The 16,254-nt window shown below is 59.9% G+C and carries 15 protein-coding genes; 9 read left to right on the forward strand and 6 right to left on the reverse strand.

All coding sequences use genetic code 11. From position 1 onward, the window contains the following. The 5 genes from dnaA (at window position 1) to yidA (ending at window position 7,003) form a co-directional block, all read left to right on the forward strand. Entirely contained in the window at window positions 1–1,395 is a 1,395-nt protein-coding gene (dnaA, locus tag ACORQT_RS00005; RefSeq protein WP_004933889.1) for a chromosomal replication initiator protein DnaA, read from the forward strand. 4 nt (window positions 1,396–1,399) lie between these two features. Continuing rightward, window positions 1,400–2,500 (forward strand): DNA polymerase III subunit beta, encoded by a 1,101-nt coding sequence (dnaN, locus tag ACORQT_RS00010; RefSeq protein ID WP_004933892.1) that lies wholly within the window; start codon window positions 1,400–1,402, stop codon window positions 2,498–2,500. Between the two features lie 45 nt (window positions 2,501–2,545). Next, a complete protein-coding gene (gene recF / locus ACORQT_RS00015; protein ID WP_444859299.1) occupies window positions 2,546–3,631 on the forward strand; it encodes a DNA replication/repair protein RecF in 1,086 nt (361 codons plus the stop codon). An 18-nt stretch (window positions 3,632–3,649) separates the two neighbouring features. Continuing rightward, a complete protein-coding gene (gene gyrB / locus ACORQT_RS00020; RefSeq protein ID WP_004933898.1) occupies window positions 3,650–6,064 on the forward strand; it encodes a DNA topoisomerase (ATP-hydrolyzing) subunit B in 2,415 nt (804 codons plus the stop codon). Window positions 6,065–6,187: 123 nt separating this feature from the next. After that, complete coding sequence (yidA, locus tag ACORQT_RS00025; RefSeq protein WP_042783383.1) at window positions 6,188–7,003, forward strand: sugar-phosphatase; 816 nt, start codon at window positions 6,188–6,190, stop codon at window positions 7,001–7,003. Window positions 7,004–7,028: 25 nt separating this feature from the next. Here the strand turns inward: yidA and ACORQT_RS00030 are convergent, their stop codons facing one another. Next, the gene (locus ACORQT_RS00030) at window positions 7,029–7,970 is read right to left on the reverse strand and encodes an ornithine cyclodeaminase family protein (RefSeq protein ID WP_164057671.1); all 942 of its coding nucleotides are present in this window, start codon (window positions 7,968–7,970) and stop codon (window positions 7,029–7,031) included. Then, window positions 7,957–8,925 carry a threonine/serine dehydratase gene (locus ACORQT_RS00035; protein WP_033645141.1) on the reverse strand — a complete coding sequence of 323 codons (969 nt, stop codon included), beginning with the start codon at window positions 8,923–8,925 and terminating at the stop codon, window positions 7,957–7,959. The genes ACORQT_RS00030 and ACORQT_RS00035 overlap by 14 nt, the downstream gene beginning before the upstream one ends. Window positions 8,926–9,385: 460 nt before the next feature. Between ACORQT_RS00035 and ACORQT_RS00040 the strand changes: the two genes are divergently transcribed. Then, complete coding sequence (locus tag ACORQT_RS00040) at window positions 9,386–10,666, forward strand: DUF3748 domain-containing protein (RefSeq protein WP_164057670.1); 1,281 nt, start codon at window positions 9,386–9,388, stop codon at window positions 10,664–10,666. A 30-nt stretch (window positions 10,667–10,696) separates the two neighbouring features. On the opposite strand, the gene ACORQT_RS00045 is transcribed toward ACORQT_RS00040, so the two are convergent. Next, the gene (locus ACORQT_RS00045; protein WP_016929593.1) at window positions 10,697–11,044 is read right to left on the reverse strand and encodes a YceK/YidQ family lipoprotein; all 348 of its coding nucleotides are present in this window, start codon (window positions 11,042–11,044) and stop codon (window positions 10,697–10,699) included. 309 nt (window positions 11,045–11,353) lie between these two features. On the opposite strand from ACORQT_RS00045, the gene ibpA reads away from it, so the two are divergent. The 3 genes from ibpA (at window position 11,354) to ACORQT_RS00060 (ending at window position 14,128) form a co-directional block, all read left to right on the forward strand. Continuing rightward, window positions 11,354–11,767 (forward strand): small heat shock chaperone IbpA, encoded by a 414-nt coding sequence (gene ibpA, locus ACORQT_RS00050; RefSeq protein ID WP_004933919.1) that lies wholly within the window; start codon window positions 11,354–11,356, stop codon window positions 11,765–11,767. A 106-nt stretch (window positions 11,768–11,873) separates the two neighbouring features. Continuing rightward, the gene (gene ibpB, locus ACORQT_RS00055) at window positions 11,874–12,302 is read left to right on the forward strand and encodes a small heat shock chaperone IbpB (protein ID WP_004933922.1); all 429 of its coding nucleotides are present in this window, start codon (window positions 11,874–11,876) and stop codon (window positions 12,300–12,302) included. 167 nt (window positions 12,303–12,469) lie between these two features. Then, on the forward strand, window positions 12,470–14,128 hold the full coding sequence (locus ACORQT_RS00060; protein ID WP_444859300.1) for a putative transporter: 1,659 nt from the start codon (window positions 12,470–12,472) through the stop codon (window positions 14,126–14,128). A 10-nt stretch (window positions 14,129–14,138) separates the two neighbouring features. Here ACORQT_RS00060 and ACORQT_RS00065 read toward each other — a convergent pair whose 3' ends face one another. The 3 genes from ACORQT_RS00065 to ACORQT_RS00075 all read right to left on the reverse strand — a co-directional run bounded on the left by ACORQT_RS00065 (window position 14,139) and on the right by ACORQT_RS00075 (window position 16,065). After that, the gene (locus ACORQT_RS00065; protein WP_025304766.1) at window positions 14,139–14,519 is read right to left on the reverse strand and encodes a type II toxin-antitoxin system VapC family toxin; all 381 of its coding nucleotides are present in this window, start codon (window positions 14,517–14,519) and stop codon (window positions 14,139–14,141) included. Further along, the gene (locus ACORQT_RS00070) at window positions 14,519–14,740 is read right to left on the reverse strand and encodes a ribbon-helix-helix domain-containing protein (protein WP_025304767.1); all 222 of its coding nucleotides are present in this window, start codon (window positions 14,738–14,740) and stop codon (window positions 14,519–14,521) included. The genes ACORQT_RS00065 and ACORQT_RS00070 overlap by 1 nt, the downstream gene beginning before the upstream one ends. Window positions 14,741–14,814: 74 nt before the next feature. Beyond that, window positions 14,815–16,065, reverse strand: a complete 1,251-nt coding sequence (locus ACORQT_RS00075) for a valine--pyruvate transaminase (RefSeq protein WP_033645138.1) — start codon at window positions 16,063–16,065, stop codon at window positions 14,815–14,817. Between the last annotated feature and the right edge of the window lie 189 nt (window positions 16,066–16,254).

Genomic DNA, 16,254 nt, shown 5'->3' on the forward strand with positions numbered 1-16,254 from the left:
GTGTCACTTTCGCTTTGGCAGCAGTGTCTTGCCCGATTGCAGGATGAGTTACCTGCCACAGAATTTAGTATGTGGATTCGCCCATTGCAGGCGGAACTGAGTGACAACACCCTGGCGCTGTACGCGCCTAACCGTTTTGTGCTGGATTGGGTTCGCGATAAGTACTTAAACAATATCAATGGTCTGCTGAATGATTTCTGCGGCACGGATGCGCCTTTGCTGCGTTTTGAAGTCGGCAGCAAGCCGATCACGCAGGTGATCAGCCAGACCGTGACCGCCAGCGTCAGCAGCGCTCCTGCGGCCCCGGCGGCGCGCACGGCCGCGCCTTCGCGCCCGAGCTGGGACAACGCGGCGGCGCAGCCCGAGCTCTCTTACCGCTCCAACGTCAACCCCAAACACACCTTCGACAACTTCGTCGAGGGTAAGTCAAACCAGCTGGCGCGCGCGGCGGCTCGCCAGGTGGCGGACAATCCGGGCGGCGCCTACAACCCTTTGTTCCTGTATGGCGGCACCGGCCTGGGTAAAACCCACCTGCTGCACGCGGTCGGCAACGGCATCATGGCGCGCAAGGCCAACGCCAAAGTGGTCTACATGCACTCGGAACGCTTCGTACAAGACATGGTCAAAGCGTTGCAGAACAATGCCATCGAAGAGTTTAAGCGCTACTACCGTTCGGTCGACGCGTTGCTGATCGATGACATCCAATTCTTCGCCAACAAGGAGCGTTCGCAGGAAGAGTTCTTCCATACCTTTAACGCCCTGTTGGAAGGCAATCAGCAGATCATCCTGACTTCGGATCGCTACCCTAAAGAGATCAACGGAGTGGAAGATCGTCTGAAGTCCCGCTTCGGCTGGGGGCTGACGGTGGCGATCGAGCCGCCGGAGCTGGAAACCCGCGTGGCGATCCTGATGAAAAAGGCCGACGAAAACGACATTCGCCTGCCGGGCGAAGTGGCGTTCTTTATCGCCAAGCGCCTGCGTTCCAACGTGCGTGAGCTCGAAGGGGCGCTGAACCGCGTGATCGCCAACGCCAACTTTACCGGCCGGGCCATCACCATCGATTTCGTGCGCGAAGCGCTGCGCGATCTGCTGGCGCTGCAGGAAAAGCTGGTCACCATCGACAATATCCAAAAGACGGTGGCGGAGTATTACAAGATTAAAGTCGCGGATTTGCTGTCCAAGCGGCGTTCGCGATCCGTTGCCCGCCCGCGCCAGATGGCGATGGCGCTGGCGAAGGAACTCACCAACCACAGCCTGCCGGAAATCGGCGATGCGTTTGGTGGCCGCGACCATACCACGGTGTTGCACGCCTGCCGGAAGATCGAGCAGCTGCGTGAGGAAAGTCACGACATCAAAGAAGATTTCTCCAATTTAATCAGAACATTATCTTCATAGCGCTATGAAATTTATCGTTGAACGTGAGCATCTGCTAAAACCGCTGCAACAGGTGAGCAGCCCGCTGGGCGGCCGCCCGACCTTGCCGATCCTGGGCAACCTGCTGTTGCAGGTGACGGAAGGCTCCCTGCTGCTGACCGGCACCGATCTGGAGATGGAGATGGTGGCGCGCGTCGCCCTGTCCCAGCCGCATGAGCCGGGCGCGACCACCGTGCCCGCGCGCAAATTCTTTGATATCTGCCGTGGCCTGCCGGAAGGGGCGGAGATCGCCGTCACGCTGGAGAGCGAGCGCATGCTGGTGCGATCCGGCCGCAGCCGTTTCTCGCTGTCCACGCTGCCCGCGGCGGACTTCCCGAACCTGGACGACTGGCAGAGCGAGGTGGAATTCACCTTGCCGCAGGCGACGCTGAAGCGCCTGATCGAAGCCACCCAGTTCTCGATGGCCCATCAGGACGTGCGTTACTACCTGAACGGCATGCTGTTTGAAACCGAGGGCGAAGAGTTGCGCACCGTCGCGACCGACGGCCACCGCCTGGCGGTGTGCTCGATGCCGATCGGCCAGCAGCTGCCGTCGCATTCGGTGATCGTGCCGCGTAAAGGGGTGATGGAGCTGGTGCGCTTGCTGGACGGCGGCGATTCGCTGCTGCAGCTGCAGATCGGCAGCAACAACATTCGCGCCCACGTCGGCGATTTCATCTTCACGTCCAAGCTGGTTGACGGCCGTTTCCCGGACTATCGCCGCGTCTTGCCGAAGAACCCGGACAAAACGCTGGAAGCCGGCTGCGATCTGCTCAAGCAGGCGTTCGCCCGCGCGGCCATTCTTTCGAACGAGAAATTCCGCGGCGTGCGGCTGTACGTCAGCCAGAATCAGCTGAAGATCACCGCCAACAACCCGGAACAGGAAGAGGCGGAAGAGATCCTCGACGTCAGCTACGACGGCGCGGAGATGGAGATCGGCTTCAACGTCAGCTACGTGCTGGACGTGTTGAACGCGCTCAAGTGTGAAGACGTGCGCCTGCTGTTGACCGACTCGGTCTCCAGCGTGCAGATCGAAGACGGCGCCAGCCAGGCGGCGGCCTACGTTGTCATGCCAATGCGGTTGTAGTCTCGTTACCTTGAATTACAGCACCGTCATCGGTAAAGAGATTGCATGGCTCTGACGCGTTTATTGATTAAAGATTTCCGCAATATCGAGGCGGCGGATTTGGCGCTGGCGCCGGGATTCAACTTCCTGATCGGCGCTAACGGCAGCGGCAAGACCAGCGTGCTGGAGGCGGTGTATACGCTCGGCCATGGCCGCGCCTTTCGCAGTCTGCAGGCCGGTCGGGTGATCCGCCACGACCAACCGGAGTTCGTGCTGCATGGCCGCATCGAAGGCGCGGAGCGCGAGCTATCGGTAGGATTGAGCAAGAGCCGTCAGGGTGACAGCAAAGTACGCATCGATGGCAGCGACGGCCACAAGGTGGCCGAGCTGGCGCAGCTGCTGCCCATGCAGCTGATCACCCCCGAAGGTTTTACCCTACTGAACGGCGGGCCGAAATTTCGGCGCGCTTTCCTGGACTGGGGCTGTTTTCATAACGAACCCGGTTTTTTCACCGCCTGGAGCAACCTGAAACGGTTACTGAAGCAGCGCAATGCCGCGCTGCGCCAGGTGAGTCGCTATGCGCAGATCCGCGCCTGGGATCAGGAACTGATCCCGCTCGCGGAGCGCATCAGCGAATGGCGGGCGGAATACAGCGACGCGATCGCCGCGGATATCACCGCGACCTGCGCGCAGTTTCTGCCTGAATTCGCCCTGAGCTTCTCCTTCCAGCGCGGCTGGGACAAAGAGAGCGACTACGGCGAGCTGCTGGAGCGCCAGTTTGAGCGCGACAGGGCGTTGACCTATACCGCGGTGGGGCCGCATAAAGCGGACTTTCGCATTCGTGCCGACGGCACGCCGGTAGAGGATTTGTTATCGCGCGGTCAGCTTAAGCTGCTGATGTGCGCGTTGCGCTTGGCGCAGGGTGAGTTTCTCACCCGGCAGAGCGGGCGGCGTTGCCTGTATCTGATTGATGATTTTGCCTCCGAGCTGGACACCGGCCGTCGCCGGTTGCTGGCCGATCGCCTGAAAGCCACCCAGGCCCAGGTTTTTGTCAGCGCGGTCAGCGCTGAACAAGTGACCGACATGGCCGGTGAAAAGGGCAAGATGTTCCGCGTGGAACAGGGTAAAATAGAGGTTCAACCACAGGACTAAAATGAGCGAGAAACGTTGATGTCGAATTCTTATGACTCCTCAAGTATCAAGGTATTAAAAGGGCTGGATGCGGTGCGCAAGCGCCCGGGCATGTATATCGGCGATACCGATGACGGCACCGGTCTGCACCACATGGTATTCGAGGTTGTGGACAACGCTATCGACGAAGCGCTCGCGGGCCACTGTAGTGACATTCAGGTCACCATCCATGCCGACAACTCGGTATCGGTGCAGGATGACGGCCGCGGCATTCCGACCGGCATTCACCCGGAAGAAGGGGTTTCAGCCGCAGAGGTCATCATGACCGTGCTGCACGCCGGCGGTAAATTCGACGACAACTCCTATAAAGTTTCCGGCGGCCTGCACGGCGTGGGCGTCTCGGTGGTTAACGCCCTGTCGGAGAAACTGGAGCTGGTGATCCGCCGCGAAGGCAAAGTGCACGAACAAACTTACAGCCACGGCGAGCCGCAGGCGCCGCTGAACGTGGTGGGCGAAACCGAGCAGACCGGCACCATGGTGCGCTTCTGGCCGAGTCACCAGACCTTCACCAATGTGACCGAATTCGAGTACGACATTCTGGCCAAGCGTCTGCGCGAGCTGTCCTTCCTCAACTCCGGCGTGTCTATTCGCCTGAAGGACAAGCGCACCGACCGTGAAGACCACTTCCATTACGAAGGCGGCATCAAGGCGTTTGTCGAGTACCTGAACAAGAACAAAACCCCGATCCACCCGAACGTGTTCTACTTCTCCACCGTGAAAGACGACATCGGCGTGGAAGTGGCGCTGCAGTGGAACGACGGTTTCCAGGAAAACATCTACTGCTTCACCAACAACATTCCGCAGCGCGACGGCGGCACGCACCTGGTCGGTTTCCGTACCGCGATGACCCGTACGCTGAACAGCTACATGGAGAAGGAAGGCTACAGCAAGAAGGCCAAGGTCAGCGCCACCGGCGATGACGCGCGTGAAGGCCTGATCGCCGTGGTGTCGGTGAAGGTGCCGGATCCGAAGTTCTCTTCTCAGACTAAGGACAAGCTGGTCTCTTCCGAGGTGAAAACCGCGGTTGAAACGCTGATGAACGAGAAGCTGGTGGATTACCTGATGGAGAATCCGGGCGACGCGAAAATCGTGGTCGGCAAAATCATCGACGCGGCGCGCGCGCGCGAAGCGGCGCGTAAAGCGCGTGAGATGACCCGCCGCAAAGGCGCGCTGGATCTGGCCGGCCTGCCGGGCAAACTGGCGGACTGCCAGGAACGCGATCCGGCGCTGTCAGAACTGTACCTGGTGGAAGGGGACTCCGCGGGCGGCTCTGCCAAGCAGGGGCGCAACCGCAAGAATCAGGCTATCTTGCCGCTGAAGGGGAAAATCCTCAACGTCGAGAAAGCGCGTTTCGACAAAATGCTTTCTTCGCAGGAAGTGGCGACGCTGATCACCGCGCTGGGTTGCGGCATCGGCCGCGACGAGTACAGCCCGGACAAGCTGCGTTACCACAGCATCATCATCATGACCGATGCCGACGTCGACGGTTCGCACATCCGTACGCTGCTGTTGACCTTCTTCTACCGCCAGATGCCGGAAATCATCGAGCGTGGCCACGTGTTCATCGCACAGCCGCCGCTGTACAAGGTGAAGAAAGGCAAGCAGGAGCAGTACATCAAAGATGACGAGGCGATGGATCAGTACCAGATCGCCATCGCGATGGACGGCGCTACGCTGCACACCAATGCCAGCGCACCGGCGCTCGGCGGCGAGCAGTTGGAGAAACTGGTGGCCGAGCACTACGGCGTGCAGAAGCTGATTGGCCGCATGGAGCGCCGCTACCCGCGCGCGCTGCTGAACAGCCTGATCTATCAGCCGACGCTGAACGAAGGCGATCTCAGCGATGAAGCCAAGGTGAAAACCTGGATCGCGTCGCTGGTGCAGGCGCTGAACGACAAAGAGCAACACGGCAGCAGCTATGACTTCGTGATCTTCGAGAATCGCGAGCGCCAGATGTTCGAGCCGGCGTTGCGCATCCGTACCCACGGCGTGGATACCGACTATAAGCTGGACTTCGACTTCATCCACGGCGGTGAATACCGCAAGATCTGCCAGCTGGGCGAGCAGCTGCGCGGGCTGATCGAAGAGGGCGCGTTCATCGAGCGCGGCGAACGCCGTCAGCCGGTAGACAGCTTCGAACAGGCGCTGGAGTGGCTGGTGAAAGAGTCGCGCCGCGGCCTGTCGGTGCAGCGTTATAAAGGTCTGGGCGAGATGAACCCGGAGCAGCTGTGGGAAACCACCATGGATCCGGAAAGCCGCCGCATGCTGCGCGTGACCGTCAAGGATGCCATCGCTGCCGATCAGCTGTTCACCACGCTGATGGGCGATGCGGTTGAACCGCGTCGCGCCTTTATCGAAGAAAACGCCCTGAAAGCGGCGAACATCGATATCTGATGCGTTAATGGCTGTGAAAATCCGCGCCGGGCGACCCGCGCGGATTTTTTTGGCCTTTTTTGGCGCTGACAGCCAAGGCTGAAACGCGTTAGCATGGGAAAAAACCACTGGGAGAAGCGTTGAATGGCTATTGAACTGATTGCGATCGACATGGACGGCACGTTGCTGGATCCGCAGCATCAAATCACGCCGGCGGTAAAGCAGGCTATCGCGGCGGCGCGGCGCAAAGGGGTGCACGTGGTGCTGGCCACCGGGCGGCCTTATGTCGGCGTGCAGGATTATCTGCGCCAGTTGGACATTCAAGGCCCCGGCGATTTCTGTATCACCTATAACGGCGCGCTGGTGCTGCGTGCGGTCGACGGCGCCTGCATTCTGCAAGAAACGCTGGGCTTTGAGGATTATCTGCATTTCGAGCAGATGGCGCGCGAGTTCGGCGTTCACTTCCAGGCGTTTGATTTCGATACCCTGTATACCCCGAACAAGGACATCGGCAAGTACACCATACACGAGGCGGAAATGACCGGCATTCCGCTGAAATACCGCAGCGTGGAAGAGATGGATCGCCAGATGCGTTTCCCTAAAGTGATGATGGTCGACGAGCCGGAGCTGCTGGACCGCGCTATCGCGCGCATCCCGGAAGAAACGCGCGCGCGTTACACCATCCTGAAAAGCGCGCCTTACTACCTTGAGATCTTGCACAAAAACGTCGATAAAGGCGCCGGGGTGAGAATGCTGGCCGAGCATCTCGGCGTGGCGCGGGAGAACATCATGACGCTGGGGGATCAGGCCAACGATACGGCGATGATCGAATATGCCGGCGTCGGCGTGGCGATGGGCAATGCCATTCCCGAGCTGAAAGCGGTGGCGCAGTTTGTCACCAGCGCCAATACCGAAGACGGCGTGGCGCGCGCTATCGAGAAGTTCGTGCTCAACGCCTGATCAAGCGGGGCGCTGCGGCGCCCCTTTATACCTTCGCCAACACCCCTTTGGCGATCTGCAGATCCTGAATCGCCAAGCCGGTGAGATCGGCGATGGTGATGTGCTGCGGCTCGCGTCGTACCCGCTCTCCCTGCGCCAAGACGGCGCCAATTTCGACGATTGGCGTTGAAATCAGCCTATTTTGCCGATAAGCCGTCGCGATCTCGCCATAGTCCGCACACTGCGCCAGGGCATCGACCAGCAGCGCGTCCGCGCGGGTCACCAGCTCGGTCGCCAGTTCCTGCTTGCCGGGCGTGTCGGCGCCCACGGCGGTGATGTGCGTACCGGGCCGAATATCCGCCGCCTGCAATATCGGTTCGCGGCTGGGCGTGGTAGTCACGATCAGCTGACAGTGCGCCGCCAGTTCCGCCGCATTCTGCGTAACCCGCACCCGGAAACCCTCGGCTTCGGCATCGCGCCGATACGCCGCCAGCGCCTGTTCGTCTCGCCCCCACACCCATACCTCGCGGCAATCGGTCACCGGTTTCAGGCATTGCAGCTGCAGCCGCGCCTGCAGGCCCGTGCCGATAATGCCGATCGCCTGAATATGCGCCGGCGCGCACAGCTCGGCGACGATGCGGCCGGCCAGGGCGGTGCGCAGCGCGGTCAGCCAACCTTCATCTTGCAGCAGCGCCTGCGGCTCACCGGTCTGGGCGGAGAACGCCATCATCAGCCCCTGATTGCTCGGCAGGCCGTGTTCGGCATTGCGATAGAAACCGGTAGAGATCTTGACCACGAACAGTTCGTCGCCTTCCAACCAGGCGGACTTGATGCAGCAGTCGCCGTTGGCCCGCTCGAACAGGAAATGCTGCACCGGCGGCTGTTGCACCCGCTGTTGCGAGTAGGCGATAAAACCCTGCTTCAGCAGCGGCGTTATGGTCTCGGCGTCGAACGCGGCGAGGATTTGCTGCCGATTAAGGATGTGCATCGGCGATGGCCTTGAGGTATTTCTCCAGCACGATGTTCTTGCCGCACAGCACCACCGCCACCTTTTTACCCTGGTATTCCGGCGCCAGTTTGATCGCCGCCGCCAGTGCCACGCCGGCTGCGCCTTCGATAATCCAGCGATCGCTGGCGGCTATCCGGCGCATCGCGTGTTTAATCTCCGCCTCGCTGACCAGCACTTTGCGGTCGATCAGCTGTTGGCACAGCGGAAAGGTCACGGCGCCCGGCTCGACGCCGCCGGCGGTGCCGTCGGACAGGGTTTCTTGCTCTTCCACCGGGAAGATATGGCCCGCTTCCAGCGCGCTGTACAGGCTGGTGGCGTTTTCCGGCCAGCAGGCGATAAGCTGCGTGTTCGGCGACAGTTGCCGCAGAACGGTGCCGATGCCGGCGATATAACCCCCGCCGCCGACCGCCACGAACACGGCGTCCAGATCGGTGAGTTGTTCAACCAGCTCCATGCCGCAGGTGCCCTGGCCGGCGATCACCTGCTCGTCGTTATACGGCGAGATATAGGTTTTACCCTGTTCGCGTGCGGCCTGTTCCCCCGCCAGTTCGGCGTTCAGCGCATCGCCCGGCACCAATTCCACGGTGCCGCCCAACGCGCGAATGGTGTCGAGCTTGATGCTCGCCGCCGTCTCCGGCGCATAAACCGTGACGCCAACGCCCATCAGTTGCCCCGCCAAAGCGACGGCCTGACCGTGGTTGCCGGTAGAGGCGGCGATCACGCCGCGCCGGCGTTGCGCGTTATCCAGCAGCCGCAGCTTGTTGCTGGCGCCGCGAAATTTAAAGGAACCGGTGTGCTGCAGGTGATCGCATTTCAAATACAGCTCGCAACCCAATTGCTGAGAAAGCAGCACGCTGCGCTCCAATGGCGTGACTCGCACCTGAGGGCGCAGTTGCTGATGGGCAGAAACAATGGCATCGAAAAGGGGGTTCATACCGGCTCCGGACTTTTTAGACTTAAAATCCAGTTTGTACTTTTTTGTATGGATTGTAAACCCCGTCGGGCAACCCGGCCAGAAAGCGGAAATGGCCGGGAGGCGCATCGCGTATGCGGTGAAAATAAACATTACCGGGCGTTTAGCGGCGCAATTTTTTATTTATTTGCGTTAAGTAAGGTGTCGCTGCGGGCGTATTTAATGAGGAGAAGGATAATCGATAAAATAATGTTCACTTCCTTTACTTATACCGTTTGGGCGTCGTTGAGTTTCCCCATCAGGAATGTGGCCGGCTAGCCGGGCGTTTATTTCCTGCCGGCATCGTCGATAGGCTTAACGATAAGTCTCATGGAAATTTCGACGCGGGAAAGCCCCCGGCTCGTCCTCGCCGGCCATATGAAACGCGGCTGTCGATCCGGTAAGATGGCCGTTCAGTGCCAGCATGCGCAGGAGAGCCGCCATGAGCCATCGGGAAAAACAACTGACTTTCGACCCACGCGGGCATCAGTTAACCAATATCAACGTCTGGACGCCGGACAGCCAATGGCTGGCTTATGACGTGCGCCCGCGCGGCGCCTCTTTCACCGGCCTGAGCATCGAGCGGGTTAACGTCGCCAGCGGCGCGGTGGAAGTGGTTTATCGCGCCCAGCACGGCGCACACGTCGGCGTGGTTACGGTCAGCCCCGATGCGCCGGCGCGTTACGTCTTCATCCACGGCCCGGAACACCCGGACAGCGCCTGGCAGTATGATTTTCACCACCGCCGCGGGGTGATCGTCAGCGAACCGGATCGCGAGTTGGCCATTACCCTCGACGCGCTGGATATCACGGCACCTTACACGCCCGGCGCGCTGCGCGGCGGCAGCCACGTGCACGTTTTCAGCCCGGACGGCAGCCGCCTCAGCTTTACCTACAACGATCACGTGATGCATGAATGCGATCCGGCGCGCGATCTGCGTAACGTCGGTGTGGCTGTGCCGCTGCACGGGGTCAATCCGCCGAAACAGCATCCCCGTGAATATGACGGCAGCCACTATTGCGTGCTGGTCAGCGAGACCGTGCCGCAGCCGCAGCCGGGCAGCGATCAGATCAATCGCGCCTATGAAGAAGGCTGGATTGGCCGCGAAGGCTACCGTAAGGCCGACGGCAGCCGGCAGCGCTGGGCGCTGGCGTTCATCGGCGATACGCTGTCCGCCGCCGGCGAGAAACTGCCGGAGGTGTTTATCGTCGATCTGCCGGAGAACGACGCCGACTACGCCAGGGCCGGCGCGGTGCCGCTGCAGGGGACGGAAAGCGAGCTGCCGGCGCCGCCGCTTGGCGTCAGGCAGCGGCGGGTGACCTTTACCGGTGAACGCCGTTTTCCGGGCGTGGTCGGTGCGCCGCGCCATTGGCTGCGCAGCTCGCCGGACGGCAGCCAGATAGCTTTTCTGATGAAGGATGACGGCGGCGTGGTGCAACTGTGGACGGTGTCGCCGAACGGCGGTGAGCCGCACCAGGTCAGCCGCGGCGAGCATGACATCCAGTCGGCGTTCAGCTGGCACCCGCAGGGCGGGACGATAGCCCTGGTGTGTGACAACAGCGTGATGCTGTGTGAGGTCGCCAGCGGCCGCCTGCAGCGTTTAACGCAGCGCAGCGTGCAGCCGCCGTCGGGGGATGCCGTGGTGTTTTCGCCGGATGGCAAGAAAGTGGCATTTATGCGCGAGATTGCCGGATTCAACCAGATCTTTGTGGTTGAGGCGTAAGGCGGGCCTGATGGCCCGCTGCGTGCGTGATTAGTGTGTGGCGGTGCTGTCGTTGCCCTCGCCGGGGTTGCCGGTTGCCGCCAGATTCTGCTGCTCGCTGCGCAGGATGCGCGCTTTTGGCGAGTCTGCGGTGGCGTCATTGCCTGAACGCAGATAGTCGTAAGGCAGCAGCACGGTATCCATCACTGCGGAGAACGGCAGATCCAGCGCCACCAGCGGCATCATCGCCCAGCTGGTGTTGTCGTCCTTCAGCATGTCCACGCTGGCGCGGGTGCCGGGATAGTAACCCTGATTCGGGCCGGTATGGCTCATCACGCTGGAGCAACCGCTGGTCGCCAACAACATGCAGCCCGTCGCTATCGCTTTCATCGTCGTCATTAATCCATCCTGCAGGGTTGCTGTGCCCCTAAATTAAGCTGATTTATAACATCCTGTTGCTGCTTTAAAAGAAGCAAAATCCCGCTCTGTGGCGGCTCTCTCACTTTAGTGTAAGTGGTAAAAAAACTTTCACCTAACCGAAAAGCGCTTTTTTTGATCCTCGCCCGTTGAATTGATGAAATCAACCCCCATTTTATCATCAGAGCCGGATTGAGAATTTGCCGTAAGGGAATTCTGGCTTAATTAGCCTGTCCAGAATGGAAGGCGTATTTATTTCAACCTCGCTGAAGTGCCTTAGGAGGCTGTTTTATGCGTAATTTCGATCTTTCTCCGCTATACCGTTCCGCCATTGGTTTCGATCGCCTGTTCAACGCGCTGGAGGCCGGCCAGAGCCAGGGCAACGGCGGTTATCCCCCTTATAATGTCGAGCTGGTGGACGAAAATCATTATCGCATCGCCATTGCGGTAGCCGGGTTTGCCGAGCAGGAGCTGGAGATCACCACGCAAGATAATCTGCTGATCGTGCGCGGTGCGCACAATAACGAACCGGCAGAAAAAACCTATTTATATCAGGGCATCGCTGAGCGTAATTTCGAGCGTAAATTCCAGCTGGCCGAACATATTCAAATTAAAGGCGCCAAACTGGAAAACGGTCTGCTGTATATCGATATGCAGCGCATCGTGCCGGAAACATTAAAACCGCGCCGTATCGAAATTAAATAATTCCGTTTTCGCCGGCAGGAACGCTGTCGGCAAATATGCAGTAATAATCCGCCTGCCGTCAGGGGGCTGAATAAACACATCTCGCTTAATGAAAGGAGTTGTTCCTATGCGTAATTACGATCTATCCCCGCTTCTGCGTCAATGGATTGGTTTTGATAAACTGGCCAGTTCCATGGGGGGCCAGGAACCCCAGGGGTTCCCGCCGTATAACATCGAGAAAAGCGATGACAATCACTACCGCATTTCTCTGGCGCTGGCCGGTTTCCGGCAGAGCGAACTGAATATCGAAGTGGAAGGGCCGCGGCTGACCGTCAGCGGTAAACCCACGCCGCCGGAAAAACAGGTCGAGTACCTGCATCAGGGGCTGGTGTGCAAAGAGTTCCAGCTGACCTTCACTCTGGCGGAACACCTGCAGGTGTCCGAGGCCAAATTTGAAAATGGCCTGTTGCACATCGATCTGGTGCGTCAGGTTCCGGAAGCCTTGCAGCCTCAGCGCATCGCCATCGGCGCGACGCCGGAGCTGGAAGCCAAATAACCGACTGAAAAACGGTCATCATCATGTGGGGGAGATCCAGACGGATCTCCCCCGTTGCGTTATGTGGCGCACGCCACAGTCCCCCCGTCTGCCCGATGCCATAATCCTTGTTAATTGTGTGTCTATGTCCGCAAATCCCCTATTCAACTTTGGCAAGGATGTGACCTATGAGCGATATCGCCCTGACCGTCAGCATGTTGGCGTTGGCGGCCGTCATTGGGCTGTGGATGGGGAACTGGAAGCTGTACGGTGTCGGGCTGGGGATTGGCGGCGTGCTGTTCGGCGGCATCCTGGTCGGCCACTTCGCCCAGAGCGGGCAAATCAGCCTGAACGGGGACATGCTGCACTTCATCCAGGAGTTTGGCCTGATCCTGTTCGTTTACACCATCGGCATTCAGGTTGGCCCCGGCTTCTTCTCTTCGCTGCGCGTCTCCGGTCTGCGGCTCAACGCCTTCGCGGTGCTGCTGGTGCTGACCGGCGGCGCAGTGGCGGCGGCGGTGCACAAGCTGTTCGACGTGCCGCTGCCGATCATCCTCGGCGTGTTCTCCGGCGCGGTCACCAACACCCCGGCGCTGGGCGCCGGTCAGCAAATCCTGACCGATCTCGGTTCCGATCCGGCGTTGGTGGACGGCATGGGCATGGGTTACGCCATGGCCTATCCGTTCGGCATTTGCGGCATCCTGCTGGTGATGTGGCTGATCCGATTGGTTTTTCGCATCAACATCGAGCGCGAGGCGCAGGCGTTTGAAAGCAGCCTGGGCAATCAGCGCGAGCTGTTGCACGCCATGAACGTGGCGGTGCGTAACCCCAATCTGCAGGGCATGGCGATCAAAAGCGTGCCGCTGCTCAACGGTGAAGCGATCGTCTGTTCGCGCCTCAAACGCGGCGAGCTGTTGATGGTGCCGGCGCCGCATGAGCGGCTGGAGCTCGGCGACTACCTGCACCTGGTGGGCAAACGCGAAGATCTGGAAAACGCCCGGCTGGTGATCGGTGAAGAGGTCGACGCTTCGCTGTCGACGCGCGGCACCGCGCTGCAGGTGGTGAGGGCGGTGGTGACCAACGAGCAGGTGCTGGGGAAAAAAATCCGCGATCTGAACCTGAAGCAGAAATATGACGTGGTGATTTCGCGCCTCAACCGCGCCGGTGTGGAGCTGGTGGCCGGCAGCAACGTGACGCTGCAGTTTGGCGACATTCTCAACCTGGTCGGTCGGCCGGAGGCCATCGACGCGGTGACGGCAATCGTCGACAACGCCCAACAAAAGCTGCAGCAGGTGCAGATGCTGCCGGTCTTTATCGGCATCGGCCTCGGGGTGCTGCTGGGCTCCATTCCGCTGTTTGTGCCCGGCTTCCCGGCGGCATTGCGGCTGGGGCTGGCCGGCGGGCCGCTGGTGGCGGCGCTGATCCTGGGGCGCATCGGCAGTATCGGCAAGCTGTATTGGTTTATGCCGCCGAGCGCCAACCTGGCGCTGCGCGAACTGGGCATCGTGCTGTTTCTGGCGGTGGTCGGTTTGAAATCGGGCGGCAATTTTATCGATACGTTGCTGCACGGCGAGGGGCTGACATGGATTGGTTATGGCGCGTTAATCACCGCCATTCCTCTGCTGAGCGTCGGCATTCTGGCGCGCACGGTGGGCAAAATGAATTACCTGACGCTGTCCGGCATGTTGGCGGGGTCGATGACCGATCCGCCGGCGCTGGCGTTCGCCAACGGTCTGCATCCCACCAGCGGCGCCGCCGCGCTGTCTTACGCCACCGTATATCCGCTGGCGATGTTCCTGCGCATCATGTCGCCGCAGCTGCTGGCGGTGCTGTTCTGGACGTTGTAGTGCGGATCGTCTACAGCCGATAAGGCATCAACACGCCATTGTCAGTGCCGAAATCTTTGGGGTTGCGGGAGATGAGCATCCGGAATCCCACCTGCGCAGTGGCCCAGATAATGGCGTCTGGCAGTTTCACATGCTGTGAGTGGCGCAGTTCTACGGCGCGTTCGGCGACTTCATCGGTAATAGGCAGCAGCAGAAATTGCCCTAAAAACTGACGTGTTTTCAGCTCCAGTGCCGGACCCTGTTTTTTAGCACCTACCATCACTTCCATCCAGGTGATGGCGCTGATGGCCGGATTGATGTGATACTCGACCAGAACGTCCCTGGCTTGAGGAATGCCGTTGAGATAATCGATCAGGATATTGGTGTCGAATAACGCCCGTTGAGCCACCATTATTCCCACTCCTCGCGCTGACGATTTTCGTACTCCACGCCATCTCCCATCGCCCCGGACCAGAGCCCGAAAGCGTTGCTGGGATCTTCCACGTGGTTCTCCGTCAGATAGCGAGAGACTGCTTGACGAATGATCTCGGCCCGGGGAACGTGGCGGATATTTTTCAGATTATCGAGCTGCCGCAGGTCTTCTTCAGGTAAATCGATCACGATGCGAGTCATCGTTGGCCCTCCAAAAAAAGATATACGATATATGCATCGTATATCTTTATCGGTCGATTTTCAATCAGTCGGCGTTAGCCTTCCTGATGTGCGCGCTCGATCTCTTCCGCCAGAATAGCCACGCCGCGCTCGATTTTCTCCGGATCGGGCACGTAGTTCATGCGCATGCACTGGTGGGTATGTGGCCATTCATGCTCCAGCCCCGGGAAGAAGTAGTGGCCGGGCACCATCAGCACGCCGCGCTTTTTCAGGCGCTGATACAGCACTTCGGTGGTGATCGGCAGATCCTTAAACCACAGCCAGAGGAAGATAGCCCCTTCCGGTTTGTGGATCAGGCAGCGTTCCGGCGACAGGTAGCGGCGAATGATCTCGATGGTGTGCTCGACGCGCTGTTTGTAAAACGGGCGAATCACCTCGTTCGACAGGCGCAGCAGATCGCCGCGCGCGATCATTTCCGTCGCCATCGCCGGCCCCATGCTGCCTGGGGACAGGCTGATGATGCCGTTCATGTTGGTCAGCGCGGTGATCACCTTCTCGTCGGCGATCACGATGCCGCAGCGCGAGCCGGGCAGGCCGAGCTTGGACAGGCTCATGCACAGGATGGTGTTCGGGTTCCACAGCGGCGTGGCGTCGCTGAAGATAATGCCGGGGAACGGCACGCCGTAGGCGTTGTCGATGACCAGCGGAATATCGCGCTGTTGCGCCAGCAGATCGAGCTTCATCAGCTCTTCGTCGGTGATCACGTTGCCGGTCGGGTTGGTCGGCCGTGAAACGCAGATCATGCCGATGTCATCACCGATGGTGAGATGTTCGAAATCGACGTGATACTTGAACTGGCCGTCCGGCAGCAGCTCGATGTTCGGTTTGGCGGAGACGAACAGCCCTTCATCCAGCCCGGCATCGGCATAGCCGATATATTCCGGCGCCAGTGGGAACAACACGCGGCGGCGCGAGCCGTCGGCGTAGCGGCCGGCGAACAGGTTGAACAAGTAGAAAAACGCGCTCTGACTGCCGTTAGTCAGTGCAATATTCTGTGGCGAGATCTCCCAGCCGAGCTCGTCGCGCAGCAGATTGGCCAGCGCTTTCAGCAGCGCGTCCTTGCCTTGCGGGCCGTCGTAGTTGCACAGCGCTTCGGTCAGTTTGCCCTGGTCGAGCATCTCCTGGCACAGCTGTTTGAAATACGCTTCCATCTCTGGGATCTGTGCGGGGTTGCCGCCGCCGAGCATGATGGCGCCGGGGGTGCGCAGGCCTTCGTTCAGGTCGTCCATCAAACGGGTAATGCCCGCATAACGGGTAAATTTTTCGCCGAAAAGTGAGAAAGTCATAGGTGCAGCAGTACTGTTTTTTAGCAGGTAATCACCCACCATACCGCCAGATAAACCCCGCTGCAATGCGGCTGACAAATCGACCGGTGGGCACAAGTTTTGCCCTTCGTTCGATTAGCAGCATATTACGCTGGATTATTGTGACCGTTCGCCGGCCCACGCCATTATCGCCTCAACCTTTCAGCCACG

The organism is Serratia sp. (in: enterobacteria), from assembly GCF_052400455.1.
GTDB lineage: Bacteria > Pseudomonadota > Gammaproteobacteria > Enterobacterales > Enterobacteriaceae > Serratia > Serratia ureilytica.

Excerpts from the sequence above, each read along its gene's own strand:
- gyrB (WP_004933898.1), top strand. The coding sequence starts at position 3,650 with ATGTCGAATTCTTATGACTCCTCAAGTATCAAGGTATTAAAAGGGCTG.
- dnaN (WP_004933892.1), top strand. The coding sequence starts at position 1,400 with ATGAAATTTATCGTTGAACGTGAGCATCTGCTAAAACCGCTGCAACAG.
- ACORQT_RS00030 (WP_164057671.1), bottom strand. The coding sequence starts at position 7,970 with ATGCACATCCTTAATCGGCAGCAAATCCTCGCCGCGTTCGACGCCGAG.
- ACORQT_RS00065 (WP_025304766.1), bottom strand. The coding sequence starts at position 14,519 with ATGGTGGCTCAACGGGCGTTATTCGACACCAATATCCTGATCGATTAT.
- ACORQT_RS00075 (WP_033645138.1), bottom strand. The coding sequence starts at position 16,065 with ATGACTTTCTCACTTTTCGGCGAAAAATTTACCCGTTATGCGGGCATT.
- ibpA (WP_004933919.1), top strand. The coding sequence starts at position 11,354 with ATGCGTAATTTCGATCTTTCTCCGCTATACCGTTCCGCCATTGGTTTC.
- ACORQT_RS00070 (WP_025304767.1), bottom strand. The coding sequence starts at position 14,740 with ATGACTCGCATCGTGATCGATTTACCTGAAGAAGACCTGCGGCAGCTC.
- ACORQT_RS00035 (WP_033645141.1), bottom strand. The coding sequence starts at position 8,925 with ATGAACCCCCTTTTCGATGCCATTGTTTCTGCCCATCAGCAACTGCGC.
- ibpB (WP_004933922.1), top strand. The coding sequence starts at position 11,874 with ATGCGTAATTACGATCTATCCCCGCTTCTGCGTCAATGGATTGGTTTT.
- recF (WP_444859299.1), top strand. The coding sequence starts at position 2,546 with ATGGCTCTGACGCGTTTATTGATTAAAGATTTCCGCAATATCGAGGCG.
- yidA (WP_042783383.1), top strand. The coding sequence starts at position 6,188 with ATGGCTATTGAACTGATTGCGATCGACATGGACGGCACGTTGCTGGAT.
- ACORQT_RS00060 (WP_444859300.1), top strand. The coding sequence starts at position 12,470 with ATGAGCGATATCGCCCTGACCGTCAGCATGTTGGCGTTGGCGGCCGTC.
- ACORQT_RS00045 (WP_016929593.1), bottom strand. The coding sequence starts at position 11,044 with ATGACGACGATGAAAGCGATAGCGACGGGCTGCATGTTGTTGGCGACC.
- ACORQT_RS00040 (WP_164057670.1), top strand. The coding sequence starts at position 9,386 with ATGAGCCATCGGGAAAAACAACTGACTTTCGACCCACGCGGGCATCAG.